This is a genomic window from Collinsella aerofaciens (assembly GCF_039758815.1).
Lineage (GTDB): Bacteria > Actinomycetota > Coriobacteriia > Coriobacteriales > Coriobacteriaceae > Collinsella > Collinsella aerofaciens_BP.
Window position 1 is genome coordinate 105,781 of record NZ_JBDMSK010000002.1, and the last position, 26,576, is coordinate 132,356.

Consider the following 26,576-nt stretch of genomic DNA (forward strand, 5'->3'; position numbering starts at 1 on the left):
GGCTGTTGCGTTTGGAGCGGACAACGGGGCTCGAACCCGCGACCCCAACCTTGGCAAGGTTGTGCTCTACCAACTGAGCCATGTCCGCATATGTAAAACAAAACGGGCGCCGGAGCGCCCGGATGTTGCCTGGAGGCGAAGCCCGGATTCGAACCGGGGGTAAAGGCTTTGCAGGCCTCTGCCTTACCACTTGGCCACTTCGCCGAAAAAGGACCGCCTAAACGGTCCGGAAATGCAATGGAGCGGACAACGGGGCTCGAACCCGCGACCCCAACCTTGGCAAGGTTGTGCTCTACCAACTGAGCCATGTCCGCTTGCGGGTTATTAATTTACGCGAGTTGTCCAAAAGACGCAAGTACTTTTTTCAAAAAACTTGTCTGCCGCATGTTCTTAATAGCCAAACGCGCTAAAGCGATTGGCTAGGCACACGATTCCAGCGCTCCGCTAAACAGCTTCACCATCTGCACGCGCGTGCCGGCGCCGTCCGTACGACGAGCAACCTCCACGTTATCGACGAGCATACGCATAAGCTTGATGCCACGGCCGCGCTCCTCGGATGCGACCGGCTCGCTCGTTTCATCGATAGAATAGCCGGCACCTCGATCAAGCACCTCAACCACAACGCGATCGCCATAGGCCTGAACCGTCAGGACGCACCCGATACCGTCCGCATGGTCATAGGCATTACCCAGCGCCTCCCCCGACGCCAATGCGACATCGTAGCGCTCGTCACGGCGCAACGGAAGCGATTCAAGGAGTTCGGCGATGCGATGTCGGTAGTATGGAAGATTCTCGATACCCTGACGGACCTCGACGCTCTTACTCCAGCGAGGCAGCTCCCCCACCGGAATGGCGGGAATAGACTCCCGTGCCGGCCCCGCGACATGAAGGATATCGACAAGACGAGCAATCTCCAAAAAGCGAACAACTTCACCCGATGCATTGACGAGCGAAAGCAGGCCTTCTCGCCTCATGAGCTCACGAGCGCGCGTAAGCAGGAATGCCAAGCCCGTCGAATCGATAAAGCTAACAGCCTGACAGTTGATGACAACACGACGCACGCCGCGGCCAATCAAAGCATCCAACCGCCGACGCAGCGCAGGCACCGTGACGATGTCGATATCGCCTGGTGGCGTCAAAACCGCTATGTCATTCCACTCATTCATACGACCATGGTTCCCCAAAAAAGCCCACTCGATGCATTCGTTTCCCCAACCGTACGGATTCAGCCCGCCCAGCGTCGTCTATGAACGACCCCGTAAAAACTCAAGGGACACCAATGCAATGTCATCGTCCAGCGCCGATTCGGTAAATCGGTCAAGCTCGCCCAAGACCTTGCCGCAAATGCCCGACACGCCCTCCCCCGAAACAGAAAGCAGAAGGTCGCGCAAGCGCTGCTCGCCAAAGAACGCTCCGGTGCGGTCGCGGGCCTCAATCGTTCCATCCGTATACATGAAGAGCATGTCGCCGGGGGCGAACGTAAACACGCCTGTCTCGTACACCATGCTCTCAAAGGCACCGATTACGCCCGATTGGCATCCAAGCAGCTCAACCTCTCCCCCACGGGCCTCGCCGCCACCCAGCGGCATCGACTCTGGCCTGATGACCATGGTCGGAGGATGGCCCGCCGAACAATACGTTGCGCGTCCGGCTTTAAGGTCAATCTTGGCGATAAAGGCCGTCACGAACGTCTCGACCCTCGAAAAGCCCATGAGCATGCTGTTAAGGGAGCGTGCCATGCGGGCCGGTCCAGCGCCCTCCCAGGCATATGCCGTCAGGGCCGTCTTGACGAGCGCGGACATCGATGCGGCCTCAATGCCTTTGCCAGACACATCACCCAGAATCATGACGGCGCAGTCGTCGGGAAGACGAATGAGCGTATAGAAATCGCCTCCGACCAACGCCGAATTCGTGGCCGACAGGTACACCGAATCGGTTGCGATACCCGGAACATCCCCCAGGGAATTTCTCATGCCGATCTGGAGCGTCTGAGCGATATGGCGCTCCTCGCGCTTTTGAGATTCGCCTTCGTAAATCAGTTCAAAGTCATGCGCCAAGTGCACCAAGTAGTCATATTCAAGGTCATCAATCGGCTCTTGGCTACCATCACGAAGCAGTAGCGCGCGCGTTGTCGGGCTCTTCGCAACAGAAGCAGGAACAATCGCGTCGTTACTGTGCTTGCCATCACCCTCAGAGCGCGGGCGCCCAGCCTCGATGCCGGAGTCGACGTAGAGACCTTGACAAGGCAGACCATGTGCCCTAAGCCAGCCTCCCATAGGCATCGATTCGTCAACGCGAGTTATACGGACGTGTTTAAGGTCCTCGGCACTCGTGCCGCCCAAAACAGATGCCTCAAAGCCATCAGGGCCAGCCCCCAGACGTGCCGCCGGCGCCGTCGTGGAAAAGAATAGCTTCTCGGGATCGTCCGGCAAAGCAACGCGACTGCCACCTTCAAAATCTATGACGTAGGAGTCCAGACTGGCGTCATACTCAACAGGACAAAAATGGCAGTTGAGCATATTGCAGATCTCGGACGATACCGCCTGGGTAGCCGCGGCGGAATCGTCTAGAAAGGTAAACAACTCATCACGTAAGACATTGAGCGAGCGGCCAAGCTCGGCCGTACGACGAGAGCGAAGGCTCGATGCCATGCCGACCAGCTGGATAGACAGGTAATCGCAAATGACCTCGAGTACATTAACGTCATAGGCGAGCGGTGCCTGGGGGCGTTTCCAACCAACTTCCAGCACGCCAAGGATCTGCGTACCGTAAAAAACGGGAAGACAAATCTCGCTGCGGTACGGAGGCATATCCTGCACGCGCAACAGGTGCTTAGAACGATTGTCCAGGTCCATGAACATACCGGAGGCGGCCCTATCGCCCTCAAGGTCCTGTTGAATCGACAAGCGACAGGCGCGCGACTCCCGAAGAACATACGTCGGAATACCAGCGCCATACGGCAAGAACTCGGGCAGGTAGCTGTCGTACAGCTCCTTGGAAACACCGCGTAGCTTAAAACCGCCGCTCTCAGAAAAATAGATAGCGGCACCCGAAGCATCGAGCGTTCCTACAAGCTGGTTCAAAACGGTATCAAGCAGGCTGGGTAACTCATCGGAGCCCACAGTGCTCATAATGACCGAGAGCGTGCCAGAGAGACGCTTGTTCGCCACTCTAAGCTCCGATAACGCACGTTTGAGTTGACGGTCGTGTGAATACTGTTCCTCGATACTGTGAAGCGCCACCAGGACACGTGGTGCGCGGCGCCCAAAAATGCGTGGAGGCGTTACGGAGCCCGCACGAACCAAGACGGGGATAAAGGAGCCATCGCTCAGCTTGAGCATCAGTTCGCTCTCGGAGCCATCAGTTTCAAATGGCAGACGATGTTCCGTCGCACGTTCAAAAGCGGACGAGTACAGGACGTCTTTAACATCTCCACCGATGACGTCGGCGCGTTCCTCGCACATCAAACCAAGTAAGCGATTATTCACATGCAGAATGGTTCCGTCGAGCTCACAGATGATGACAGCATCGCTCGTGATCTCGACTAGTTGGGCAACGTCTGCCCACTCGTTGCGTTCAAGCGTTTCCATCGTGGACCCCACCGTCTATCGGTAACAAAAAAGCCTCCGAAGAGGCTTCTCAAATGCGATGGTGTCGGAGGCGGGACTTGAACCCGCATGACCAAAAAGCGGTCACTAGCACCTCAAGCTAGCGCGTCTGCCAATTCCGCCACTCCGACATGCTATGTTGTTGATTCGCGGTTCATTTTGTTGGACCCGCGCGTTCAACGAGGAAGATAATAACCTATGATTCGAGAACTGTGCAAGCACTTTTTTCAAAAAAGTTTACGAATTTGTAAATGCGCTGGTAGATCTATATGTTCGGCCCCGAATCGGTGTTGCCTCCCGGCGCGTCCTCGGGCATGAGCGATATTTTGTTGCGAACTTCGTGCTGCAAAATATCGCTCCCCCTGCGGAATGCGCCGGGAGGCAACACCGATTCGGGGCCTGCAAATACATACTTCAGGCACAGTTCTCAAACATGTTCTGGGGGCTGATATAAATTTAGTGGCTCGGCAAAGCCGAGCCCTTATATGGGGAGGCCGGAGCCAAAGCTCCGGCCTCACTAAATTTCTTATTAGACAAAGTGAGCGATCAAGGAATCGCACTCCCCCTGCCGAGTTAACGTAGGGCCCGCCCTGGTGTTACTTTTCAGAACACTCCGCAGGACGCAAGAAACCCCCGCCGCACGAAGTGCGCAGCGGGGGTTTCTTGCATGTCCGAGGACGTTCTGAAAAGTAACACCAGGGCGGGCCCGGACAAGAACAACCGACTACAGGTCGATGTGCGATTCCTTGATCGGGAACGGCTCCGCGAAGTGGCAGGCGCAGCAGTGACCCGGTGCAACTTCCTTAAACTCGGGAAGTTTCTCAGAGCAGATGCCCTGCGCGATCGGGCAGCGGGTGTGGAAACGGCAACCGGTCGGCGGATCCAGCGGTGACGGCGGATCGCCGGCAAGGATGATGCGCTTACGGGTCTTCTGGATATCCGGATCGGGCACCGGCACGGCAGACAGCAGCGACTGCGTGTACGGATGGTGAGGCTCACTATAGAGCGTCTTCCAGTCCGAAACCTCGACCATCTTACCCAGATACATAACGGCAACGCGATCGGAGATGTGCTGCACGACGGACAGGTCGTGAGCGATAAACAGATACGCGGTACCGAACTTGTCCTGCAGTTCCTTGAGCAGGTTCAGAACCTGGGCCTGAATGGACACATCCAGAGCGGAAACCGGCTCGTCGCAGATAATCAGCTTGGGCTTCAGCGCAAATGCACGGGCAATGCCGACACGCTGACGCTGACCGCCGGAGAACTCGTGCGGATAGCGGTTGATGTGCTCGGGATTCAGACCGACGACGTCCAGCAGCTCGCGGACACGCTCAATGCGCTCCTCCTTGGTGCCCACGCCGTGAATGGTCATGGGCTCGGAGACAATCTCACCGATGGTCATACGAGGATTGAGCGAAGCATAAGGATCCTGGAAGATAAACTGCATCTCACGACGCATGTCCTTGATCTCATGCTTGCTCATCTCGGCAACATCTTTGCCCTGGAAGAACACCTTACCGGCAGTCGGCTTGGTCAGGCGCATGATGGTACGGCCCGTGGTGGACTTACCGCAACCGGACTCGCCGACCAAACCAAAGGTCTCGCCAGGATAAATCTCGAACGAAATGTCGTTCACAGCAGAGACGACACGCTTGGAAAAACGCTTGGCGAACATGCCGGACTCAGCGGGAAACTCCTTAGAGAGGTGCTCGACCTTCAGCAGCGGAGTACGCTCGTTGGTATCTGCCATTACGCCTCGCCTCCCTTCTTGGAATCCTTGCGCGTACGGGACGTCTCAGGAGCGTTCTTGAGGAACTCGGGGTCACCGGAGTAGTGGCACGCAGAATAGTGGCCGGACTCGGTGACAACGCGCTCGGGGCGCTGCTTGCGGCACTTGTCCGTCGCATAGGGACAACGAGGAGAGAATACGCAGCCCTCGGGCAGGTTCATGAGCGAAGGCGGGTTGCCGTGAATCGGCGTAAGAGGCTTCTTCTCTTCGATGGCCTGCTCTGGGATGGAGCGGATAAGGCCCCAGGTGTAGGGGTGGCGGCTCTCGTAGAAGATTTCCTCAGCAGTACCGAACTCGACGGGACGGCCGGCGTACATAACCATGATCTTATCGGCCATATCGGCAACGACGCCCAGGTCATGGGTAATCATGATAATGGCGTTGCCGTTCTTCTCCTGCATCTCCTGCATGAGCTCGATAATCTGAGCCTGAATGGTAACGTCCAGGGCAGTCGTGGGCTCGTCGGCAATCAGAATATCGGGATCGCAGGCAAGAGCCATAGCGATCATGACGCGCTGACGCATACCGCCAGAGAACTGGTGCGGATACTCATTGACGCGCTTCTCGGGCTCGGGAATGCCAACGAGGTCCAAAAGCTCGGTGGCGCGCTTGAGCGCCTCCTGCTTGGAGTAGCCACGGTGCAGACGAAGACCCTCGCCTACCTGCTTGCCGATCTTATAGACCGGGTTCAAGGAGGTCATAGGATCCTGGAAGATCATCGCGATATCGTTACCGCGAATGTGCTGCATCTCTTCCTCGGTCATCTCGAGGATAGAACGACCGCGATAGCGAACGTCGCCGCCCTCAATCTTTCCCGGAGGCATCGAGATAAGGCCCATGATGGTCATGGCAGTCACGGACTTACCGGAGCCGGACTCACCGACGACGCCCAGGGTCTCGCCGCGATCGAGCGTGTAGGAGACACCGTCGACAGCGCGAACGACGCCATCCTCGGTGTGGAAATACATCTTTAGGTCATCGACCTCGAGCAGATGCTGGCCCTCGGGAACCGGCTGGTCCTTCAGGTCCACATAGTTCTTGTTCTTCTTCATCCTTATGCGTCCTTCATCTTGACGTCGAGGGCGTCGCGCAAACCGTCACCCAGCAGGGTGAAGGCGAGCACCGTCGAGAGAATTGCCAGACCGGGCATGATCATCATCCAGGGAGCAGTCAGCAGATACTGCTGACCGTCCTGAATCATGGAGCCCCACGAAGGCGTAGGCGGAATAACGCCCATGCCGAGGAAGGACAGAGCAGACTCGGTCAGGATGGCGCCACCAATGTTCATGGTCGCGTAGACCACGATGGAGGCGACGGAGTTCGGGAAGATGTGACGCACGACGATACGAGCATCAGATGCACCCATCGCGCGCGCAGCATCAACATAGTCGTTTTCCTTGACGGTCAAGATCGCAGAGCGGAAGACACGCGCAATCGAAGGCCAGCCGAGAATACCGATGGCGATAAAGACGTTCTGAAGACCGCGGCCGATAACGGCGATCATGGCGACAACGAACAGCACGTACGGGAACGCCAGGAAGATGTCCGCACAGCGCATGATGATCGTATCCCAGATGCCGCCGTAGAAACCGGCCAGAGCACCCATGACCAGACCGATCAGCGTGGAAATCGCGGTGGCCATAATTCCGACAGACAGCGAAACGCGCGCACCGTAGATAACGCGGACGAGAATGTCACGACCAAGGGCGTCGGTGCCAAACGGGTGCTCTGCACACGGAGCCAGCAGCGACGTCTCGGCCATGGTGGTCGAGTCGGAAGCCGTCGGAGAACCGAGCCAGGGCTTAGCCCACAGATCTGCGGTCAGGGCAACCACAACGACGATGATGATCCAACAGACACCGATAACGGCGAGTTTGTTCTTACGAAGACGCTTAAAAGCGTCGCCCCACAGCGTGCGGGACTTCGCGGGAGCAGATGCGGCCTTGGTGGCGGTAGCCTGCTCCTGAGACTGAGAATCAGTTTCCTGCATGAGACGTACCTCCCTTAGGCCTTATCCGACGGACCGCCAAGGCGGATGCGCGGGTCGAGGAATGCATAGCTAATGTCGACGAGCAGGTTGATCACCATGACGACGACAACGATGAGCGTAACGCCGCCCATAACGATGGGCCAGTCACGCATGCTAATGGCGCGATAGACCTCATAGCCGATACCGGGCCAGTTAAAGACCGTCTCGGTCAGGATGGCGCCCGAAAGCATGCCGCCAAAGTCGACACCAATATAGGTAACGACGGGGATGAGTGCATTCTTAAGCGCATGCTTGACGATGATCGCGCGATTGGAGAGACCCTTGGCCTTTGCCGTACGGATGTAATCCTGGTTCATGACGTCAAGCAGCTGCGAGCGCATAATGCGGGCGGCATAAGCGGTCGAAACCGAAGCCAGCGTAATGGTCGGAAGCACATAGTGCATCCAATCCTGATACTGAGAGCTGGAACCGCCGGCACCCGAGATCGGCATGGAGATTGCACCGCCCGTAGCGTCCTTGAGGATGACGCCAAAGAACAGCTGCAGCAACATACCGAGCCAGAAGGCCGGGACCGCAACGAGGATCGACGTGGTGAGCGTTACCAAAATATCCCAGAAGGAATAACGCTTTACCGCCGAAATGATACCCGCGCCGATACCCATAATTGCCTCGAGCACGATGGCGCACGCGGCAAGTTTGACCGTATACGGATACTTCTGGGCAAAGATTTCCGTAACCGGCAGCTTGCGCTGATACGAATTGCCCAGATCGCCATGAAGCAGGCCGTTCATGTAATACAAGTAACGGTCCACGAGCGACGTTTGAACGGGGTCGCCGTTCTCGTCAAGGATCGCGTTGCCGTCCTCGTCCGACTGGACCAGGTGATAGCGGACGCGAAGCTGAAGCTCCACCTCGGGGGACAGAGCCTTGTCTCCACCGATCAGCTTGATCGGATCTCCCGGCACGATATTCTGAAGGGCGAACAGAATCAGCGTAACGCCCAAAAATACCGGGATGAACTGAAGCACACGTTTAACGATGTACTTACCCATACCACTCCCCTATCTAGGGATTAACCTAAATGGGATGCCGATCGCCAGACCGGCATCCCAAAATTACCATCAGCCAGTTTACCCCAGGTTAGGGAGAACTGTATGTTTCCCATGAGGTCTACGTAAATACTTGACCCTCACGGAAGCTGCAAACTCTTAGGCGAGCTCAGCGGTACCCAGCTCGGCGTGCTTCTGCGGATCGACATAGAGGTGCTTGATGCGATCGGAGCCGACGATGGTGTGCGTGTAGAACATCACCGGGATGACCGGGCAGTCGGCAGCGACCATAGCGTCGGCCTCCTGCATCTTAGCGACGCGCTCCTCGTCGTCAACAATAGTACGAGCCTCGTCGACCTTGGCGTCGAACTCGGGGTTGTTGTAACCGGAGCGGTTGTCGCCACCGAGGGAATCAGAGTGGAACAGCGGATACAGGAAGTTGTCCATAATCGGGTAGTCGGCAATCCAACCCAGACGACCGAACTGATAGTTAAAGTTCTGGTACTGCTCGAGCAAGGCAGACCACTCAGGGGTATCGGAGACAGCGGTAACGCCAACCTTGGCGAGGTCACCGATGATGGACTCCATGATCTCCTTGTGACCGCCGTCCTGGTTGTAGGAAAGGGTCACGCTAATGCCACGATCCCCGTTAGCGCCAGCGGGAGCAACCTTGTCGAGGTACTCGTTAGCCTTGTCGACATCGTAGGCGCAGAACTCCCATGCGCCCTCCTTGTAGCCATCGATGCCCGGAGGAACAATGCCGTCGGCAGGGGTACGGGTACCCTTGAAGATGGTCTTGCAGATGGCCTCACGGTTGATGGCCAGGGAGATGCCCCTACGCAGGTCGGCGTTGTTGAACGGCTCGGCCGTGGTGTTGCAGGTCAGATAGTACGTGGAAGGCTCGGCGCCGAGCAGCATGCGCTCGCCGTCACCCATGGTGTAGCCGTCCTTGGACACGCCGCGATCCTTCTTGGCGGCATCGATCTGAGCAACGGGAACGTCGCAGACATCGAGGTTACCGGCCTGGAACTCCTTGTAAGCAGTCTCCATGTCCTTGATGACCTGGAAGTGGATGCCATCGATCTTGGCCTTGTCGCCATAGTAATCGTCGAACTTCTTGAGGTTGATCTCCTGACCATCCTCCCACTTGCCGTCCATCATGAACGGGCCGTTACCGACCGGTGCAAGATAGAAGCTCTTGACATCGGACTCGGCGCACTCGGGAACCGGGGCCAGAGCCGGGTGAGAGGCGACGAAGGGGAAGTCGGCGTAAGCGGAAGACAGCTTGACGACGAGGGTCTCATCGTCGGGGCAAGTAACACCGCTGAGCTCGGTAGCGTTACCGGCAAGCAGGTCGTCATAGCCCTCGACCATAGAAAGGTGATAGGAGACCTCGGAAGGGCCGTACTCGGTAGCGATGGCCGACTTGGTGTTGACCAGACGCTCCCAACCGAGCTTGAAGGACTTGGAGGTAACGTCGTCACCGTTGTGGAACTTGGCCTTCTTGATCTTGAAGGTGAACTCGGTGGCGTCGTCGTTGGCCTCAAAGGACTCGCAAGCCAGCGGAACGATCTCGCCCTTCTCGGCGTCATAAGAGGTCAGAGCATCAAAGAGCTGGTACTCGACCTGAGTGCCCTGGTCCTCCTGGACGTTATAGGGGTCGATGCAGACCGGGTTGTTGATGTAGAAGTTCAGCGTCGAACCGGACTCAGAACCGGAAGCGTCGCCGCCCTTCTTGCCGCATGCGGCAAGAAAAGCCATGGAGCTCGCAGCAAGGGTACCGCCGACAAAGGCGCGACGACCCATAACGGGCTGGTGGAACATAGAATCAGCCATGCCATCCTCCTTATGAGATAGGACAAAGTAAGTTCGGTCGGGCAACGTCAAGACAGCCCAATCGAACCATTCAAACGCGGTCCGCCGTTTTGGCTGGTTATACAAAGCGGACCAACGTATTGCAATACAGTAGCGCATTTTATGCACGATTTGAGGCTAATTCCGGTTAACGGTCGAGAATTTCTTTAGTTTGGCGAAGTATGTGGGGATATTTTGACTCTGTTACAAATATGTAAACAAAAAGGGTCCCGCACATGCGAGACCCATTGCAAACGTATATACGCCGATGCTTAGTAGCCCACGATGCCCTGCGGGAAGAAGAACATGCACAGCACGACGCACGCAGCAAACACGACAGCCATGATGACGGTCAGGCGGTCAAGGTTCTGCTCCATAACGCCTGTGGCTGAGCTGGAGTTATACAGCGAGCTGGCAATCATATCCGAAACGCCGGTACCCTTACCGGAATGCATCAGGACGAGAATCGTCAGCGCCACGGCAGAAACAGCCCAAACGACAAACAGAAGAATCTGGAACGGACCCATAGATAAGCTCCTTAATAGAACAATTCAAACTCCAGTACTGTACCACAATCCCCCGTTCTCCCCTACCTGCCACTCGGGGACGGGGCGGAAATGGCAGAAATACCAAAAAGGGGATTGTCCGATTGTGGACAACCCCCTTGCTAGAAAACGGTATTTGTTTTCTCTTAGGCCTCGGTGGCGAGCACGCGGCCCGTCATCTCGGCGGAAGGCTCCAGACCAGCCATGGTGAGCATAGTCGGGGCGATATCGGAAAGACGACCGTCCTCGATACCGGTGAGCTGTGCCTTCTCATCAACGATGATGAACGGCACGCGGTTGGTGGTGTGCGCCGTAAACGGATGCTTGGAACCGTCGGAAGCAACGTCAAACATGTGATCGGCGTTGCCGTGATCGGCGGTAATCAGTGCAAAGCCGCCCTTGGCGAGAATCGCCGGGACAACCTTGGACAGGGCATCGTCAACAGCCTCAACGGCCTTAACGGCAGCGTCGAAGACACCGGTGTGACCAACCATGTCGCAGTTCGCGAAGTTCACGATGTAGAAATCAGCGCAATCCTCGTTGATGGCGGCGACAAGCTTCTCGGTAACCTCGGGAGCGCTCATCTCGGGCTGCAAATCGTAGGTAGCGACCTTGGGGGAAGCGACGAGCACACGCTCCTCGCCCTCCTTGGGCTCCTCGATGCCACCGTTGAGGAAGAACGTCACGTGGGCGTACTTCTCGGTCTCGGCGGTGTGCAGCTGCTTCAGGCCATTGGCGGCGATAACGTCGGCCAGGACGTTCTCGGGGAACGTCTTGGGGAAGGCGACCTCGACGTCAAACGTCGGATCGTACTCGGTCATCGTCACAAAGTGCGAGAGCTTGATCTGCTCGCGCTCAAAGCCGTCGAACTCCTTGTCCGTGAACACGCGGGTCATCTGACGTGCGCGGTCGGGACGGAAGTTGAAGAAAATAGCCGCGTCGCCCTCGTGGATGCCCTCGTTGTGGGCAGCGAAGGGCTCGACGAACTCGTCGCCGCGCGGGTCCTTCTCGTAGTAGGCCTTGATACCGGCAACGGGGTCGGTATCAGCATCGGACGCGTTGACCATGACGTCGTAGGCGCGCTGGATGCGCTCCCAACGGTTGTCGCGGTCCATCGCCCAATAACGGCCCGAGACGGTGGCAACGCGAGCGTCGCAACCGGTCTCCTCGGAAATCTTGGCCAGGAAGGCGCAGAACTCACTCATGTAACCGGCACCGGACTGCGGGTCAACGTCGCGGCCATCCATGAAGGCGTGGACGCGAACGGTCTTGACACCATGCTCGGCAGCCATCTTGACCAGAGCCTCGACGTGGTTCATGTGGGAGTGAACGCCGCCAGGGCTCATAAGGCCCATGAGGTGGAGAGTCTTGCCGTCAGCCTTGACATCGTCCATGGCCTTGACGAAAACCTCGTTCTTGGCGATGGAGCCGTCCTTGATGGCATTGTTGATGCGCGAAAGCTCCTGGAACACGATGCGACCGGCACCGATGTTGAGGTGACCCACCTCGGAGTTGCCCATCTGGCCGTCGGGAAGGCCCACGTCCTCGCCCGAAGCACCGAGCGTGGTGTGAGGATACTTCTCGTACAGGCCATCAAGGAAGGGCGTCTTGGCAGCGGCGACGGCGTTCTCGCCATCAGCCGGAGCCAGGCCGCAGCCGTCCATGATAATCAGGAGCGCAGGAAGATGACGTTGTGCCATATGTCCTACTCGCCTGCCTTGACGACCATAGAGGCGAAGTCGGCAGCCTTGAGCGAAGCGCCGCCCACGAGGGCGCCGTCAACGTCGGGCTTGGCGACGAGCTCGGCGATGTTACCGGGCTTGGCGGAACCACCGTAGAGAACGCGGATGCCGTTGGCGAGCTCCTCGCCGAACATCTCCTTGAGGGTCTCACGGATAGCGCCGCAGACCTCCTGAGCGTCCTCGGCGGTAGCGGTCTTGCCGGTGCCGATGGCCCAGATGGGCTCATAGGCGACGACGACCTGCTTGGGGCAGGTGATCTCAAGACCAGCAAGGCCAGCCTTGACCTGGTTCACGACGTGCTCGACATAGGTGCCGGCCTCGCGGACCTCGAGGGACTCGCCGCAGCAGAAGACGGGAACAAGGCCGGCGGCAACGAGAGCCTTGGCCTTCTTGTTCTGGTCCTCGTCGGTCTCGTGGAAGTAGTCGCGACGCTCGGAGTGACCGATGATGCAGTAGGTGCAGCCAGCGGACTTGAGCATGTCGCAAGAGGACTCACCGGTGAAGGCACCCTTGGCCTCCCAGTACACGTTCTGTGCACCGAGGGCGATGGGGGCAGCCTGAATGCGGTCATGAACCGTGGTGATGTCGATGGTCGGAGGGCAGACGAGCACCTCGACGCCAGCCGGAACCTCGGGCAGAGCCTGAGCCAGCTCGTCGGCGAGCTTGGCAGCCACGGCGACGTCGTTGTTCATCTTCCAGTTACCAGCGATAAGAAGGGTGCGATTAGGCATCGAGAAGCGCCTCCACTCCGGGCAGGGCCTTACCCTCGACGAGCTCCATGGAAGCGCCGCCACCGGTGGAGATCCAGCTCATCTTGTCGGCCAGGTTGAACTTGTTGACAGCTGCGACAGAGTCGCCACCACCGATGATCGAGGTGCAGTCGGCCTCGGCGACAGCCTCGGCGATAGCCTGGGTGCCGTGAGCGAAGTTATCGAACTCGAAGACGCCCATGGGGCCATTCCAGAACACGGTCTTGGCGCCCTTGACGGCCTCGGCGTAGAGTTCCTCGGTCTTGGGGCCGATGTCCATACCCTCACGATCGTCGGGGATAGCGTCGGAAGCGACAACCTCGGGGACAGCGTCCTCGCCAAAGTGATCGGCAACACGGTTGTCGATGGGGAGCAGGATCTTGACGCCCTTCTCCTCGGCCTTCTTGAGCATCTCGCCAGCGCGCTCGACCCAGTCCTCTTCCTTGAGGGACTGACCAACGGACAGGCCCTGAGCCAGGAAGAAGGTGTAGGCCATGCCGCCACCGATGATCAGGGTATCAGCAGAGTCGATGAGGTGATCGAGAACACCGATCTTGGAGGAAACCTTGGAACCGCCGACGATAGCGACGAAGGGACGCTCGGGCTCGGCGAAGATGCCGGTCAGCGTGTCGACCTCCTTCTCGAGCAGGAAGCCAGCGACTGCGGGCAGGTAAGCGGCGGGGCCCACGACGGAACCCTGGGCGCGATGAGCGGTACCGAAGGCATCGAGAACGAAGACATCACCATAGGAAGCGAGCTTCTTGGCGATCTCGGGATCGTTCTTCTTCTCACGCTTGTCAAAACGGACGTTCTCGAGAACGAGGACCTTGCCCGGCTCGACGGCAGCGACAGCCTCAGCAGCCTTCTCGCCGTAGGTGTCGGCGACAAAGGCAACGTCGAGACCAGAGAGCTCAGCGAGCTTCTTGGCGACGGGCTCGAGGGACAGCTCGGGCTGGAAGCCGGTGCCATCGGGACGGCCGAGGTGGCTCATGAGGATGACGCGAGCATTGTGCTCAACGAGATAGTTGATGGTGGGCAGGGCAGCCTTGATACGGGTGGTGTCGCCAACGACGCCATCCTTGATAGGCACGTTAAAGTCAACGCGGACGAGAACGCGCTTGCCGTCGACATCGATGTCGCGGACGGTCTTCTTGGTAAAGGCCATGTTTGCTTCTACCTTTCGTACGTGTCTGCCTCCCATTACGGCAGACGATTTCTTATAAAAAGGGCGCGACCCTAGGGTGTAAGCCCTATAAGGCCGCGCCCTTCTTTAGACGCTCAACGAGCTATTCGTTAAAAGCTAAATTAAGCAACGAACTTCTCGAAGTACTTGATGGTGCGGACCATCTGAGAGGTGTAGGAGTTCTCGTTGTCGTACCAAGAGGTGACCTGAACGAGGGTCTGGCCGTTGCCGAGGTCAGAGCACATGGTCTGAGTGGCGTCGAAGATGGAGCCGTGGGTCTCGCCGATGATGTCGGTGGAGACGATGTCGTCCTCGTTGTAACCGAAGGTCTCGGAGATGGTGGCAGCGTAGGCCTTCATAGCAGCGTTGACCTCGTCGACGGTGACCTTCTTGTCAACGACAGCGTAGAGGTTGGTGATGGAGCCGGTCGGCGTCGGGACGCGCTGGGCGGCACCGATGAGCTTACCGTTGAGCTCGGGGAGAACCAGGCCGATAGCCTTGGCAGCACCGGTGGTGTTGGGGACGATGTTGACGGCGCAGGCGCGGCTACGACGCTTGTTGCCCTTGCGCTGCGGGCCGTCGAGCGGCATCTGGTCGCCAGTCCAGGCGTGAATGGTGGTCATGATGCCGGACACGATGGGAGCGAAGTCGTTCAGACCCTTGGCCATCGGGGCGAGGCAGTTGGTGGTGCAGGAAGCAGCGGAGATGATGTTGTCCTCAGCGGTCAGCGTCTCATGGTTGACGTTGTACACGATGGTGGGCAGATCGCTGCCGGCCGGAGCGGAGATGACGACCTTCTTGGCGCCAGCGTTAATGTGGGCCTGAGCCTTAGCCTTGCTGGTGTAGAAGCCGGTGCACTCGAGAACGACGTCGACGTCGAGGTCGCCCCAAGGCAGGTTGTTGGCGTCGGCCTCCTTGTAGATCTTAATCTCCTTGCCGTCAACGGTGATGGAATCCTCGCCAGCAACGACCTCGTGATCGCGAGCGTAGTTGCCCTGCGTGGAGTCGTACTTCAGCAGGTAAGCGAGCATATCGGGAGAGGTGAGGTCGTTGATAGCGACGATCTCGGAGCCCTCATGACCGAACATCTGACGGAAGGCCAGACGACCGATGCGACCGAAGCCGTTAATAGCAACCTTTACTGCCATTGTGTCTCCTTTCGTAAGGCCCCCGCAAGCTACAGCGCCTGCCGTTGAGGCCCACAAACTAACCACTCGCCTAATATACCTTTTTTTTGACTTGAATTTCACGAGAATGCTCGAAATTGAAAAGCAAATTTGCGTTAAAACGCTTTAAAGAATAAAGTAGCAGCTAAATCCGTATATAAGTCGATACTTTAAACTACTTGTTTGCTTCAATGAGCTTTTCAAGCCTCAAAACACGATGGTAGAGGGCAGACTTCGACAAGGGAGGGTCAGCCATCTCCCCTAAATCACGCAGCGAAAGATCGGGATAGCGCTCGCGCAGGTCGCAAAAGACCGCCAAGGCATCCGGAAGCGTGTCGCGCAAACCCCGCTGTTCGAGCTCATCGATAAGCGCAAGCTGATGTTGGGCAGCACCGGCGCTTCTGGTCTGGTTGGCGAGCTCGGCGTTCACGCGACGGTTTACGTCGTTCTTAACCAATTTGACCGCGCGCGCTTCCTCGATCTCGGCAACGCTGCGCTTGGCACCGACCAGCTTTAGGAGCTGCTCGATCTCCTCGGCGCTCTTAATGTACACGGCATATGACCCCCGCCGTGCATTAACACGAGCATGGACCCCAATCTGCTCCAACAGATCGCAAAGCCCCTTGGCATATTGCTCTCCCTGCACCGCGATCTCCAAATGAAAATCGCCGCGTGGATCGGCCACGAAGCCGCCCGCGATGAGCGCGCCGCGGATATAGGCAAGTCTACAGCAGGGACGGGCAACGATATGTCGGGGCACGCCGGCGACAAGTCCTCCCCTACGGTCGAGGATACCCAGCAGCACCAGAGCCTTATCCAGGTCTGGCTGATCAGGCAAGGTGATGAGGTAGTTTCGAACCTTATGCAAGACCGATTTACGAACGGTGAATTCCGTTTTGAGCTTAAGGATGCGATGCGTCAGTGTAATCATCGTGCGCGCGACGGCGCCCGTCTCGGTCGCGACCGTCAAACGATACCGCCCGGAGCCGGCCAGCGAAAGTGTACCGCTCACACGCGTCAGGGCGGCAAGCGTCGACAAATCGCAGTATTCACATTCGGGTTCGCAGCGCGCAAGCTCGTCGCGCACCTCAGCGGTAAACGACATGCAGGCCTATGCCTTCGTGTTGGCGCGCGACAGGTCGCGGTGGGAGATGCTCACGTGATACTGGGCGCCTTCCAGGTAACGGGCCGTGGCCTCGGCAATGGCGACGCTACGGTGCTGTCCGCCCGTGCAGCCGATGGCAATAGAAAGCTGCGGCTTACCCTCCGCGATATAGCCCGGCATCACCGTATCGAGCAGCTGCGTCCAGGCCTTCCAGAACTCCTGGGTCTTGGGATGGTCCAGAACAAAGTCAGAGACTTTCTTATCGAGACCGGTCATGGTACGCATCTCGGGATCGTAAAACGGATTGGGCAGGAAGCGAACGTCGATCATAATGTCCGCCTCGACGGGCATACCGTGCTTAAAGCCAAACGAGAACACGTGAACGTCCATGAGCTGCTGGTCGGACAACTCGGAGAACGCCATGCGCAATTTGTTGCGCAGGGCAGAGGTGCGCAGGCGGCTCGTGTCGATAATCATATCGGCTCGATCGCGCACGCCCTGCAGCTGAAGGCGCTCGCGCTGAATGGCATCGGCCGTAGTCTCCCCCGGCTTGGCAATGGGATGACGGCGGCGATTTTCGCTGTAGCGACGAATCAGCACCTCGTCAGAAGCCTCCAGGAACACGATGTCGCAGCTCATCTCGCGCTCTTCGAGCGCGGCGACCGCATCGAGCAACTCGTCAAACAGTCCCTGGCTACGCAAATCGCAGGTGACGGCGAGATGCCTGCCCACGCCCGTATTGATGCCGACGAGCTCGGCAAGCTGGGCGATGAGACGCGGAGGTAGGTTATCAATGCAAAAATAGCCCATGTCCTCGAACACGTGCATGGCCTGTGTGCGGCCCGATCCGGACATTCCGGTGATGATGACGATATCGGGGATGCGCTCCGAGCGCTCCGCCGCATCCATGGCATCTCCCTTTTGCATGTGCTGCCTCCCAAAAACAAGCGCGGGACCCAGCAACCCGGATCCCGCGCGGTCAATTGCCTATATTGAGTATACCGCCCCGAGCGGATACGAGGCCTGTCTTACGCCTCAAGCGCAGCCTTGAACCAACTCGTAATACTCGTGGGGTGCGTGATGGCGGTGCCGACGACAACGGCCCAGGCGCCAGCATCGATCGCAGCGCGAGCCTCCTCGGGCGTGTGCACGCGGCCCTCGCAGATGATGGGAAGACCGGGGAATTCCTCGGTCGCCTGACGCAGGAGTGGCAGGTCGGGGCCATCGGCCATGGTGCAGTCGATGGCGGCGACGCCGTGAGAAAGCGTGGTGGATACCAGGTCAAAGCCCATATCAACCGCACGGCGAATGTCCTCGATGGTGGCACAATCCGCCATCAGGAGCACGCCCTCCTCGTGCAGCGGGCGGAAGGTATCCTCGACGGTCTTGCCATCGGGACGCGGACGATCGGTGGCGTCGATCGCCACGATATCGGCACCGGCAGCAACGCAGGCGCGAGCGTGACGCAGCGTCGGCGTGATGTAAACGCCCTCGTGTCCATCCTTCCACAGGCCGATGACGGGAACCTCACAGCGACCCTTAATAGCGGCAATGTCGGCAAGGCCCTGACAGCGAATGGCGGCGGCGCCGCCAAGCTCGCAAGCGCGAGACATTTGAGCCATGGTCTCGGGCGTACGAAGCGGCTCGCCCATATACGCCTGAACGCTCACGACGAGCTTGCCCTTCAGGGACTGGATCAAAGGATCAACGGTCATGTTCGACTCAACCTTTCTCAAAACAGCCTTCTGAGACGCCGCACCTTGACGTTCAAACCGTCGCTCACGTACCGAAGTACGCTTCGCTCCTCTTTCACGTCAATCTGCGGCACCTCAGAAGGCACACTTGGTAGTTATGTTTACTTCAACGAAGCAAGAAGGTGTTCGGCGGCACCGATGAGCGGCGCGTCGCCCTCCAGAGACCCGATGAGAATCGGCGTGTCCTGAAGCGGATCGAGCGCCTGGCTGGCATAGCCCTCGTGCACCGAATCCTTCCACGTCTGCGAACGCCAATCGGGACCTTGGTGAATCACGCCGCCCGAAAGCACGATGACCTCAGGGTCCAGGATGTTAGCGAGCGAGCCCAAGCTGGCACCCAGCGCAAAGCCGGCATCATGGATGACCTCGGTCGCCTTTGCGTCGCCTGCACGGCACAGGTCGTTCACATCGCGACCGACCGAAGGACGGCTGGGGTCGACGCGGCCAAAGCGCTCATCGTACATACGACCAATGGAAGTGCCCGAAGCAACCGACTCCAGATGGCCGGAACGCCCGCAGGCGCAGGGAATGCCGGCGGCAGCCGAGCACTCGATGTGGCCCATATGGCCAGCAGCACCATGGAAGCCCTGCATCACGCGGCCGTTCTCGACATATGCGCCGCCGATACCCGTACCGATGCCAAGACACAAGACGGAGAACTTGCCCTTGCCGACACCCCAGTGGGCCTCGCCCAGAGCATGAGCCTGCACGTCGCCCACAACGGCAACGGGAAGACCAAGGTCCTCGCGCAGACGCGGCCCCAACTGAACGCCGGACCAGCCGGGCATGATCTCATTGGCATACGCAATGGCGCCCGTCTTGGGATCGACGACGCCTGCGGCACCGATACCGACACCGAGAACCTCGACATCGGGATTCGCCTCAAGAGCGGCCTTGATAGACGCCTCGATACGCTGGAAAACGGCCTCGCCGCCCTCTTGGGCCTCTGTGGGAACCTCGGCCTCAAAAACGGGATGGGGCACACTACCGTCAGCCGGGTACTCCATGATGGCAGTCGCAATTTTAGTTCCGCCGATGTCGACAGAGCAGACGTACTTGTTCTCCATGTCGCTCTCCTTCGGAGATAAAAACAACTACAGGAAATGCGCCGTCAGGCTAGCCGTCACAGCGCAGTAAAGGTTTTCCAGGTGTCCGAGATCGCCGAGAAACCGTGTGGCCATTGACCTAATGGGTCATGGCCACACGGTTGAACGGCGAGGTCGGGTGCCTGGGAAGCTTTACAGGAGACCGTTGTCCTGAAGGACCTTCCTAATCGCCTCGACGTTCTCGCCGGTCATGGCCTTCACCGGGCGCGGCATGGTCGGGCTGTCGAAGATGCCCATGAGGTTCATAGCGGTCTTGAAGGCGCCGACGCCACCGGCATAGCCCTGGACGCCCGAGGTGACATCCCAGATGTGGGAGATCTCGTTGAGGCGATCCTGCTCGGCCTTGACGGTAGCCCAGTCACCGGCCTGAGCGGCCTTCCACTGGCGCACGTAGCCCTCGGGCTCAACGTTGGCAAGGCCCGGGACAGAACCGTCGGCGCCACCGAGGTAAGCGCCGTCGACGACAACCTCGTGACCGGTGAGGATACTCATCGGATGGCCGTTCTTCTCGTTCTCCTGAACGAGGTAGCGGAACGAGATGTCATCACCCGAGGAATCCTTGACGCCAGCAAGGACGCCCTCGGCGCCGAGCTTGGCAAGGAGCTTCCAGGGGAGCTTGGTGTGAACGCAGACGGGAATGTCATAGGCAAAGATGGGCAGGTCGAGCTCCTCGTGCAGGATGCGGAAGTGCTCCTCGACCTCGGTCATGCCCTGCAGGGCATAGAACGGGCAGGTGGCGACAAGCGCATCGGCGCCCAGCTCCTGAGCGACCTTACCGTGCTCGATCATGCGCTCGGTCTCGGTATCGATGATGCCGACCAGAACAGGCACGCGGTGATCGACGATGCGCACGGCCTCGGCGATAATCTGGCGACGGCGCTCGTCGGTGGAGAAGACGACCTCGCCCGAGGATCCCAGGAAGAACAGGCCATCGACGCCGGCATCGATCATGCGGTTGATGCTGCGCTCAAAGGAGACAACATCGAGCTGGTGATCTTCGGTATCGGGAACAACGACGGGAGGGATAACGCCGGTGAATTTCTGAGTTGCCACAAGAATCTCCTTAGTTGTCTGGCGGGCGGCCCTATGCCACCCACTCTTGTTGGCAGTGTCCAGGCCGTCTAGGCCAAAGAACACGGGTAGAACGTTTGGTTAAAAAAGTCGATGACTTCGTTTTCGAACGCATTGATGCGCTCATGAGCGTATTTGGCATAGATGACATGCCTCCGGTCACACTCAAGACCGTTGAATACGGCAAACTGGCCCTTGGGATCGCTCACGACATCCATGAGCGATGTGCCCATGAGCACCGATCCGCGCACCCGAGACGACAACGCCTCGAGGCCACTGGGAATTGGATTGGCAACCGCCGTGCAGGCGAGGCCCCGCTCGTCCAGAGCAGAAACCGCCAGCGCGACTCCGCCGCCAAGGCCCTCGCCCCATGCAAAGATGCGGTCGGGGTCCACGCCATCAAGATTGCGCGCCACCTTCGCCATCGCGCAACCCCAACGGACGCGCTTGACAAAAGCAGGAGAGGCAATCCCCTGCTGCAGCTCGCTGGATCCAATCGCCTCATCGTCCAGCGCAAGCACGGCATATCCCATGGCCGCAAACCTCGTCATGTGATGCCATCCCCGCACGGGTCGGTCGATGTCGTGAAACATCAGACATAGCGGCACAAGCTCGGATGCTCGGGCGCGACCGGCAGGCTCGATCAAACGCGCGTGGACCACATCGCCACTAAGCTCAAAGGAAACCTCGGAGTAGCGGGCATACGGATTGGCGAAATCGATCGCCGTAATACTCGGCCCGCAAACCTCAAGGTCCGAAGCGGCTATCTCTAATTCGGAAACATCCGCAGAAGCATCACCGCGCCAATCCCGGAAATCAGCGAGCCTTGACGAGACCGTTCCGGGAATCCCCACAAGGTCGGAGACAATCAGCTCATTGACATTGCTCTCGCACTTAGACATGAGCCTCCCCTCCCTTGCAGAAAAACGGAATGATCAGATCGTCAAAATCCTGAATCTCCTCGTGGCCAAAGCCTTCAAAGAACTCATGACGCTTTTCACAGGTCAGGTTGTTATAGACCGCAAACTGCGTCGCTGGCGGACAGACGGTATCGGCTGTGCCGGTGCCAAACAGCACGGGGCATTTGACCATAGGGGCAAAGTTCTTGGAATCGAAGTACGCCAGCTTGGCATAGGCTTCGTCGATACGAGTCGAGTCCTCGTCAAACCAGCGAGACCAATAGCGCAGGCCCTCGTAGGCAATGTCGTCGGCATCCAAATCCCAGACCAGGCGGAAATCCGACAGAAAGGGATAGAGGATGGCGGCGCGATTGATAAGCTCGCTGTTAAGTGCACAGGTCGCAATGCCCAAACCGCCGCCCTGCGACGCGCCGTTCACAAACACACGGGCAAGATCGATGCCCTCGAGCTCGCGAACGATGCGGCACAGGATGCGAATATCTTGGTGCAAGCGGACATAGTAGAGGTTGGCCGGATCGCCGTCGATACCGGCGACGATATGGCCCGCGACCGTTGTGCCCTCAAATCCACCAATGTCCTCGGAGGGACCTCCTTGGCCGGGGCAGTCGAGGGCGATGAGTGCCATGCCCATGCCCGCAAACGACGCCTGCTCAAACCAGCTGCGGCTTGCACCCGGATACCCATGGAACTGAAGTACCAATGGCACGGGCTCGTCCGAGACGGGTTTAAGGTACTTGGCATGCAGGCGAGCGCCACACATGCCGGTATACCAGAGGTCGAAAAGCTGGCAGGTCACGGCATCGGTGACCGATGCCGTCTCGATCGCATAGTCAAGTCCGACGGCGTCGGCCTCGGCCATGCGGTCCTTCCAAAAGAGATCGAAATCTGATGGACGGGGCATGGCGCCCCGATACCCACCAAATTGCTGTTGTAGCTCCTGAGCACTTGGCATGGCTCGTGAACCCAACCTTTCGAAATCGCAACGGAGGTGCGCCCGGCAAGGGAACCGGGCGCACGGGAGGGAAAGCGAGGCTACTCGCCGAGCTTGGGATGCAGCAGCGACGGCGCAGCACCGAGCAGCATCTTGGTGTAGGGGTCCTGAGGGTGCTGGAAGACCTGCTTGGCCTCGCCCTGCTCGACGATCTTGCCGCCATTCATAACGATGATGTCGTCAGAGATATAGCGGACCGTCTGGATGTCATGGCTGATGAACACCATGGCCAGGCCGAGCTCCTTTTTAAGGTCGGTCAACAGGTTCAGAATCTGCGCGCGGACCGAAACGTCCAGAGCCGAGGTGGGCTCGTCGGCGATGATGGCATCGGGGTTCAGCGACAGGGCACGGGCAATTGCGACGCGCTGGCGCTGGCCGCCCGAAAGCTGGCCGGGAAGAACCTCGGCGGCAGAGCTGGGCAGACCGGTGAGCTCCAAGAGCTCCTTGACGCGCTTCTCCTGCTCGGCCTCGGTACCCAGGTTGTGGACGCGCATGGGGTCGAGCAGTTGCTCACGAACGACCATGCGGGGGTTGAGCGCCGTGGCCGGGTTCTGGAACACGACCGAGATGACGCGACCCATGTGGCGACGGTCCTCGGCGGTACGCTTGGTAACGTCCTTGCCCTTAAAGTAGACCTTGCCGCTCGTGGGGGCCTGCAGGCCGCACATGACGTTGGCGGTGGTGGACTTTCCGCAACCGGACTCGCCGACGATGCCGATGGTCTGTCCGGGCATGAGCTTAATCGTTACACCCTGGACGGCGTGAACCAGGTTGGGGTGCAGAATCGAGCCGGTACGGGTCCTAAAGGTGACGTGGACGTCATCAAGGAAGATGATCGGCTCGACGCCGTTGACTGCGGTCTCGCTCATCTACATCACCTCCGCGTGAGGGGTCAAACCATTTGCCTTGAGCACCTCATCGGGGAGCTCGGAATAGAAGTGCTCGGTGCCGGGCACGCGCTTGAAGACCGGACGGGTGTCCAGGCCAATGCGCGGATGGCTCGAGCGAGGTGCGAAGCGATCGCCCTTGGGGAAATCGCGCGGGCTCGGAACGGCGCCGGGCACCTGGTGCAGGCGGCCCGAACCGCTCTCGATGGACAGGACGGAACCCAGAAGACCGCGAGTGTACTCGTGGATCGGATTGGTGAGCAGCTCCTTGGTGGGCGCCTGCTCGATAACCTGGCCAGCGTACATAACCGTGATGTTATGGGCGACCTCAGCGACCAGTGCAAGGTCGTGCGAAACGAAGATCATGGCAAAGCCGAGCTTGGCCTGAAGGTCGTTAAGCAGCTTGATGACCTGCTTCTGGACGGTAACGTCCAGAGCGGTCGTGGGCTCGTCGCAGATGACCAGCTTGGGGTCACGGGTAAGGGCCATAGCAATCAGAACGCGCTGACGCTGACCACCGGAAAGCTCATGCGGATAGCTCTCGAGCGTACGCTTGGGATCGAGGCCCACGAGCTCCAGGAGCTCCTCGGCGCTACGGGTGCCGCCGCGCTTGGTGAGCTGCTTCATCTGGGCGGAAATGAGCATGGAGGGGTTGAGCGAGGACAGGGCGTCCTGATAGACCATGGCGATATCGGTACCGCGCAGGCCAAACCACTCTTTCTTGCTCATCTTGAGCAGGTCGCGACCCTCCCAGAGAACCTCGCCGGAAAGATGCTCGTCATCGTCGGTCAGGCCCATGATGGCCAGCGTGGTGATGGACTTACCGCAGCCGGACTCGCCTACCAGGCCCATGGTCTGGCCAGGACGGACGTCAAAGTTGACGTGGTCGACGACGTTGATATCACCGTGGTGCTCAAACTGGATGCAGAAATCGCGGACCGAAAGGATCGGCTCAACGGACTCATCGGGCACATGGCGGTCGTTACGCTTGAGCTCGACATCGCGCAGGGCGCCAAGACGGGCGGACAGGGACTGAGCCTGCTCCTTGTAGGCACGAACGGGGTCGGAGACCAGCAGGTCGGCCTCGCGGCGCTTGGAGGAATCGGTCGGATCCAGGGCGGCAGAGGGAGCTGCGGCCATGGCGTCGGTAATGCCCTCGGAGAGGATGTTGAGCGCCAGGCAGGTGATCATAATGGCCAGGCCCGGGAACAGCGCTTGCCACCAACGGCCAGCGAGCACGCCACCGCGAGCGTCGGCGAGGATGTTGCCCCAGGTAGCGGTGGGCTCCTGGATACCAGCGCCGATGAAGGTCAGCGAGGCCTCGAAGATGATGGCGTCGGCGACCAGGGTAACGGTGAAGACCATGATCGGGGCGATGCAGTTGCGCAGGACGTGCTTGATCAAAATCCACGGAGCCTTGGCGCCGGAAACGATGACCGCGCGGACATAGTCCTCGCCGTACTCGGACACGATGTTGGCGCGCACGATACGGGCAATCTGCGGAGTGTACATAAAGCCGATGGCGAAGATGATCGACGGCACGGAATTGCCCAGGATGGAGACGAAGACGGCAGCGAGGGCGATGCCCGGGATGGACATGATGATATCCAGGATGCGCATGATCGCCTCGGAAACGGACTTGCGCGAAACCGCCGCGAGGGCGCCCACGACCGAACCGCAGACCAGAGCCATGGCAGTAGCACCGAAGCCGATGATCAGCGAGTAACGGCCACCGTAAAGCATACGCGACAGGATGTCGCGGCCCTTATCGTCGGTACCGAAAATAAATCCATTGCCGGGAGCCTGACGAGCAGTGAAAATCTCGACCGGGCTATAGGGGGCAAGAAGGGGCGCCAGAATCGCGGTCAGGGCGACCAGCACCAGCACGACGGCGGCAATCTTAGAAGACAGCGTCATCTTCTTCCAGCCACCGAGCTTGAGCCCCTTGGAGGCAGCTTTCTCGAGCTGCTCGGTTTGCTTCTCTCGAATCTTTACCATAATCTACACCGTCCTGATGCGCGGGTTGATGAGCAGGTAGAGCATGTCAACCACGATGTTGATGATGATGAAGGCAAGAGCAACGACGATGACGACGCCCTGAACCAGGTTCGCCTCGTTGCCCTGAACGCCCTGCAGAATCGCAGTACCCATGCCGGGGAGGTTGAAGATGACCTCGATGACGACGGCGCCGCCCATAAGGTAACCGATCTTAAGACCGAGGGTGGTGACCGGGGTGATCAGCGCGTTGCGCAAAACGTTGATGCCGACGACGACCTTCTCGGGAACGCCGGCGCCACGGGCCATGCGGACGTAGTCCTTGTCGAGCTCCTCGACCATGGCGGTACGCACGATACGAGTCATCTGACCCGTCAGCGGAAATGCCAGGGCGATAGCGGGCATGATCATACGTCCCAGATAGCCAGCCGGGTTGGTGGTGAAGTGAGGCAGAGCACCGGACGCCGGGAGCACCTTAAGGTAGGAAGAGAACAGCAGAATCAACAGGACGGCAAGCCAGAACGACGGGGTTGCCAGGCCGGCGATGGAAAAGACGCGGATCACTTGGTCCGGCCATTTATCGCGATACAGTGCCGCGATGACGCCGAGTAAAAACGAGACGACCGCGCCGATGGCAAGACCGATAAAGGTCAGCTGCATCGTGACGGGCAGGGCCGTGGAGATGCGCTTGGCAACGGAGTTGCGAGCAGCACCATAGGTGCCCATGTCACCATGGATCAAATCGCCCATGTAGCGCACGTAGCGCACGGGCCAGGGGTCGTCCAGACCATACTTCTCATGGTACTCGGCAACCGCCTCGGGCGAGGCACCGTCACCCAACGCCGTATAGGCGGGGTCGGTCTTGGAGAACGACATAAGGAAGAACACCAGGACGGTGACGCCCAATGCCATGATCGGCAGCGCCACGAGACGCCTTCCAATCAAACGTAGAAAGTTGTTCACGTTCTCTCCCCTTTCTTTTGTCGGTAGGACCAACTGGTATATGAGTATGGATACTCATTACAAGACCCGAGCGACATCGAGGCCGCCCGGGTCTTTGTTTCAACTA

22 protein-coding genes and 4 tRNA genes are annotated in these 26,576 nt (G+C 59.0%); all 26 read right to left on the reverse strand.

What is annotated here, in order from left to right; genetic code table 11:
* Window positions 1-12: 12 nt before the first annotated feature.
* Window positions 13-88, reverse strand: a tRNA-Gly gene (locus tag ABHT90_RS02070).
* Between the two features lie 42 nt (window positions 89-130).
* Window positions 131-204 (reverse strand) — tRNA-Cys (locus ABHT90_RS02075).
* A 34-nt stretch (window positions 205-238) separates the two neighbouring features.
* Window positions 239-314: transfer RNA gene (locus ABHT90_RS02080), tRNA-Gly, on the reverse strand.
* A gap of 105 nt (window positions 315-419) precedes the next feature.
* Entirely contained in the window at window positions 420-1,166 is a 747-nt protein-coding gene (locus tag ABHT90_RS02085) for an anti-sigma factor antagonist (RefSeq protein ID WP_346981416.1), read from the reverse strand.
* Between the two features lie 78 nt (window positions 1,167-1,244).
* The gene (locus ABHT90_RS02090; protein WP_346981417.1) at window positions 1,245-3,590 is read right to left on the reverse strand and encodes a GAF domain-containing SpoIIE family protein phosphatase; all 2,346 of its coding nucleotides are present in this window, start codon (window positions 3,588-3,590) and stop codon (window positions 1,245-1,247) included.
* A gap of 59 nt (window positions 3,591-3,649) precedes the next feature.
* Window positions 3,650-3,739 (reverse strand) — tRNA-Leu (locus ABHT90_RS02095).
* A 593-nt stretch (window positions 3,740-4,332) separates the two neighbouring features.
* Window positions 4,333-5,361: an ABC transporter ATP-binding protein gene (locus tag ABHT90_RS02100; RefSeq protein WP_022094888.1), complete on the reverse strand. Its 1,029-nt coding sequence runs from the start codon at window positions 5,359-5,361 to the stop codon at window positions 4,333-4,335.
* Entirely contained in the window at window positions 5,361-6,452 is a 1,092-nt protein-coding gene (locus ABHT90_RS02105) for an ABC transporter ATP-binding protein (RefSeq protein ID WP_022094887.1), read from the reverse strand. Before ABHT90_RS02105 ends, ABHT90_RS02100 begins: the two co-directional genes overlap by 1 nt.
* Window positions 6,453-6,454: 2 nt before the next feature.
* Entirely contained in the window at window positions 6,455-7,390 is a 936-nt protein-coding gene (locus tag ABHT90_RS02110) for an ABC transporter permease (protein ID WP_035138881.1), read from the reverse strand.
* 14 nt (window positions 7,391-7,404) lie between these two features.
* Window positions 7,405-8,442, reverse strand: coding sequence for an ABC transporter permease (locus ABHT90_RS02115; protein WP_022094885.1), 1,038 nt, complete (start codon window positions 8,440-8,442; stop codon window positions 7,405-7,407).
* A gap of 156 nt (window positions 8,443-8,598) precedes the next feature.
* Complete coding sequence (locus tag ABHT90_RS02120) at window positions 8,599-10,275, reverse strand: peptide ABC transporter substrate-binding protein (protein ID WP_117770485.1); 1,677 nt, start codon at window positions 10,273-10,275, stop codon at window positions 8,599-8,601.
* A 290-nt stretch (window positions 10,276-10,565) separates the two neighbouring features.
* Window positions 10,566-10,820, reverse strand: a complete 255-nt coding sequence (secG, locus tag ABHT90_RS02125; protein ID WP_343001464.1) for a preprotein translocase subunit SecG — start codon at window positions 10,818-10,820, stop codon at window positions 10,566-10,568.
* A gap of 164 nt (window positions 10,821-10,984) precedes the next feature.
* The gene (gene gpmI, locus ABHT90_RS02130; protein WP_346981418.1) at window positions 10,985-12,538 is read right to left on the reverse strand and encodes a 2,3-bisphosphoglycerate-independent phosphoglycerate mutase; all 1,554 of its coding nucleotides are present in this window, start codon (window positions 12,536-12,538) and stop codon (window positions 10,985-10,987) included.
* 5 nt (window positions 12,539-12,543) lie between these two features.
* Window positions 12,544-13,311, reverse strand: a complete 768-nt coding sequence (gene tpiA / locus ABHT90_RS02135) for a triose-phosphate isomerase (protein ID WP_346981419.1) — start codon at window positions 13,309-13,311, stop codon at window positions 12,544-12,546.
* Window positions 13,304-14,494: a phosphoglycerate kinase gene (locus tag ABHT90_RS02140; protein ID WP_022094881.1), complete on the reverse strand. Its 1,191-nt coding sequence runs from the start codon at window positions 14,492-14,494 to the stop codon at window positions 13,304-13,306. The genes tpiA and ABHT90_RS02140 overlap by 8 nt, the downstream gene beginning before the upstream one ends.
* Before the next feature lie 140 nt (window positions 14,495-14,634).
* Complete coding sequence (gene gap / locus ABHT90_RS02145) at window positions 14,635-15,660, reverse strand: type I glyceraldehyde-3-phosphate dehydrogenase (RefSeq protein ID WP_022094880.1); 1,026 nt, start codon at window positions 15,658-15,660, stop codon at window positions 14,635-14,637.
* A gap of 193 nt (window positions 15,661-15,853) precedes the next feature.
* Window positions 15,854-16,783 (reverse strand): DNA-binding protein WhiA, encoded by a 930-nt coding sequence (gene whiA / locus ABHT90_RS02150; RefSeq protein ID WP_346981420.1) that lies wholly within the window; start codon window positions 16,781-16,783, stop codon window positions 15,854-15,856.
* Between the two features lie 6 nt (window positions 16,784-16,789).
* Window positions 16,790-17,710 carry an RNase adapter RapZ gene (gene rapZ, locus ABHT90_RS02155; protein WP_022094878.1) on the reverse strand — a complete coding sequence of 307 codons (921 nt, stop codon included), beginning with the start codon at window positions 17,708-17,710 and terminating at the stop codon, window positions 16,790-16,792.
* Between the two features lie 101 nt (window positions 17,711-17,811).
* Window positions 17,812-18,498: an N-acetylmannosamine-6-phosphate 2-epimerase gene (locus ABHT90_RS02160; RefSeq protein ID WP_022094877.1), complete on the reverse strand. Its 687-nt coding sequence runs from the start codon at window positions 18,496-18,498 to the stop codon at window positions 17,812-17,814.
* A gap of 140 nt (window positions 18,499-18,638) precedes the next feature.
* Window positions 18,639-19,604 (reverse strand): ROK family protein, encoded by a 966-nt coding sequence (locus tag ABHT90_RS02165; RefSeq protein WP_022094876.1) that lies wholly within the window; start codon window positions 19,602-19,604, stop codon window positions 18,639-18,641.
* Between the two features lie 171 nt (window positions 19,605-19,775).
* Window positions 19,776-20,696, reverse strand: a complete 921-nt coding sequence (locus ABHT90_RS02170; protein ID WP_117647503.1) for a dihydrodipicolinate synthase family protein — start codon at window positions 20,694-20,696, stop codon at window positions 19,776-19,778.
* 68 nt (window positions 20,697-20,764) lie between these two features.
* Window positions 20,765-21,616: an acetylxylan esterase gene (locus ABHT90_RS02175; protein ID WP_346981421.1), complete on the reverse strand. Its 852-nt coding sequence runs from the start codon at window positions 21,614-21,616 to the stop codon at window positions 20,765-20,767.
* On the reverse strand, window positions 21,609-22,586 hold the full coding sequence (locus ABHT90_RS02180) for an acetylxylan esterase (RefSeq protein ID WP_117647499.1): 978 nt from the start codon (window positions 22,584-22,586) through the stop codon (window positions 21,609-21,611). The genes ABHT90_RS02175 and ABHT90_RS02180 overlap by 8 nt, the downstream gene beginning before the upstream one ends.
* An 80-nt stretch (window positions 22,587-22,666) precedes the next feature.
* Complete coding sequence (locus tag ABHT90_RS02185) at window positions 22,667-23,494, reverse strand: ABC transporter ATP-binding protein (RefSeq protein ID WP_006236159.1); 828 nt, start codon at window positions 23,492-23,494, stop codon at window positions 22,667-22,669.
* A complete protein-coding gene (locus ABHT90_RS02190; protein ID WP_022094872.1) occupies window positions 23,495-25,510 on the reverse strand; it encodes a dipeptide/oligopeptide/nickel ABC transporter permease/ATP-binding protein in 2,016 nt (671 codons plus the stop codon).
* A gap of 3 nt (window positions 25,511-25,513) precedes the next feature.
* Window positions 25,514-26,470, reverse strand: coding sequence for an ABC transporter permease (locus tag ABHT90_RS02195; RefSeq protein ID WP_022094871.1), 957 nt, complete (start codon window positions 26,468-26,470; stop codon window positions 25,514-25,516).
* Window positions 26,471-26,576: the final 106 nt, after the last annotated feature.

Bases quoted from the DNA above. Each gene is read 5' to 3' on its own strand.
- ABHT90_RS02085 (WP_346981416.1), bottom strand. From the start codon at position 1,166: ATGAATGAGTGGAATGACATAGCGGTTTTGACGCCACCAGGCGATATC.
- ABHT90_RS02090 (WP_346981417.1), bottom strand. From the start codon at position 3,590: ATGGAAACGCTTGAACGCAACGAGTGGGCAGACGTTGCCCAACTAGTC.
- ABHT90_RS02100 (WP_022094888.1), bottom strand. From the start codon at position 5,361: ATGGCAGATACCAACGAGCGTACTCCGCTGCTGAAGGTCGAGCACCTC.
- ABHT90_RS02105 (WP_022094887.1), bottom strand. From the start codon at position 6,452: ATGAAGAAGAACAAGAACTATGTGGACCTGAAGGACCAGCCGGTTCCC.
- ABHT90_RS02110 (WP_035138881.1), bottom strand. From the start codon at position 7,390: ATGCAGGAAACTGATTCTCAGTCTCAGGAGCAGGCTACCGCCACCAAG.
- ABHT90_RS02115 (WP_022094885.1), bottom strand. From the start codon at position 8,442: ATGGGTAAGTACATCGTTAAACGTGTGCTTCAGTTCATCCCGGTATTT.
- ABHT90_RS02120 (WP_117770485.1), bottom strand. From the start codon at position 10,275: ATGGCTGATTCTATGTTCCACCAGCCCGTTATGGGTCGTCGCGCCTTT.
- secG (WP_343001464.1), bottom strand. From the start codon at position 10,820: ATGGGTCCGTTCCAGATTCTTCTGTTTGTCGTTTGGGCTGTTTCTGCC.
- gpmI (WP_346981418.1), bottom strand. From the start codon at position 12,538: ATGGCACAACGTCATCTTCCTGCGCTCCTGATTATCATGGACGGCTGC.
- tpiA (WP_346981419.1), bottom strand. From the start codon at position 13,311: ATGCCTAATCGCACCCTTCTTATCGCTGGTAACTGGAAGATGAACAAC.
- ABHT90_RS02140 (WP_022094881.1), bottom strand. From the start codon at position 14,494: ATGGCCTTTACCAAGAAGACCGTCCGCGACATCGATGTCGACGGCAAG.
- gap (WP_022094880.1), bottom strand. From the start codon at position 15,660: ATGGCAGTAAAGGTTGCTATTAACGGCTTCGGTCGCATCGGTCGTCTG.
- whiA (WP_346981420.1), bottom strand. From the start codon at position 16,783: ATGTCGTTTACCGCTGAGGTGCGCGACGAGCTTGCGCGCTGCGAACCC.
- rapZ (WP_022094878.1), bottom strand. From the start codon at position 17,710: ATGCAAAAGGGAGATGCCATGGATGCGGCGGAGCGCTCGGAGCGCATC.
- ABHT90_RS02160 (WP_022094877.1), bottom strand. From the start codon at position 18,498: ATGACCGTTGATCCTTTGATCCAGTCCCTGAAGGGCAAGCTCGTCGTG.
- ABHT90_RS02165 (WP_022094876.1), bottom strand. From the start codon at position 19,604: ATGGAGAACAAGTACGTCTGCTCTGTCGACATCGGCGGAACTAAAATT.
- ABHT90_RS02175 (WP_346981421.1), bottom strand. From the start codon at position 21,616: ATGTCTAAGTGCGAGAGCAATGTCAATGAGCTGATTGTCTCCGACCTT.
- ABHT90_RS02180 (WP_117647499.1), bottom strand. From the start codon at position 22,586: ATGCCAAGTGCTCAGGAGCTACAACAGCAATTTGGTGGGTATCGGGGC.
- ABHT90_RS02185 (WP_006236159.1), bottom strand. From the start codon at position 23,494: ATGAGCGAGACCGCAGTCAACGGCGTCGAGCCGATCATCTTCCTTGAT.
- ABHT90_RS02190 (WP_022094872.1), bottom strand. From the start codon at position 25,510: ATGGTAAAGATTCGAGAGAAGCAAACCGAGCAGCTCGAGAAAGCTGCC.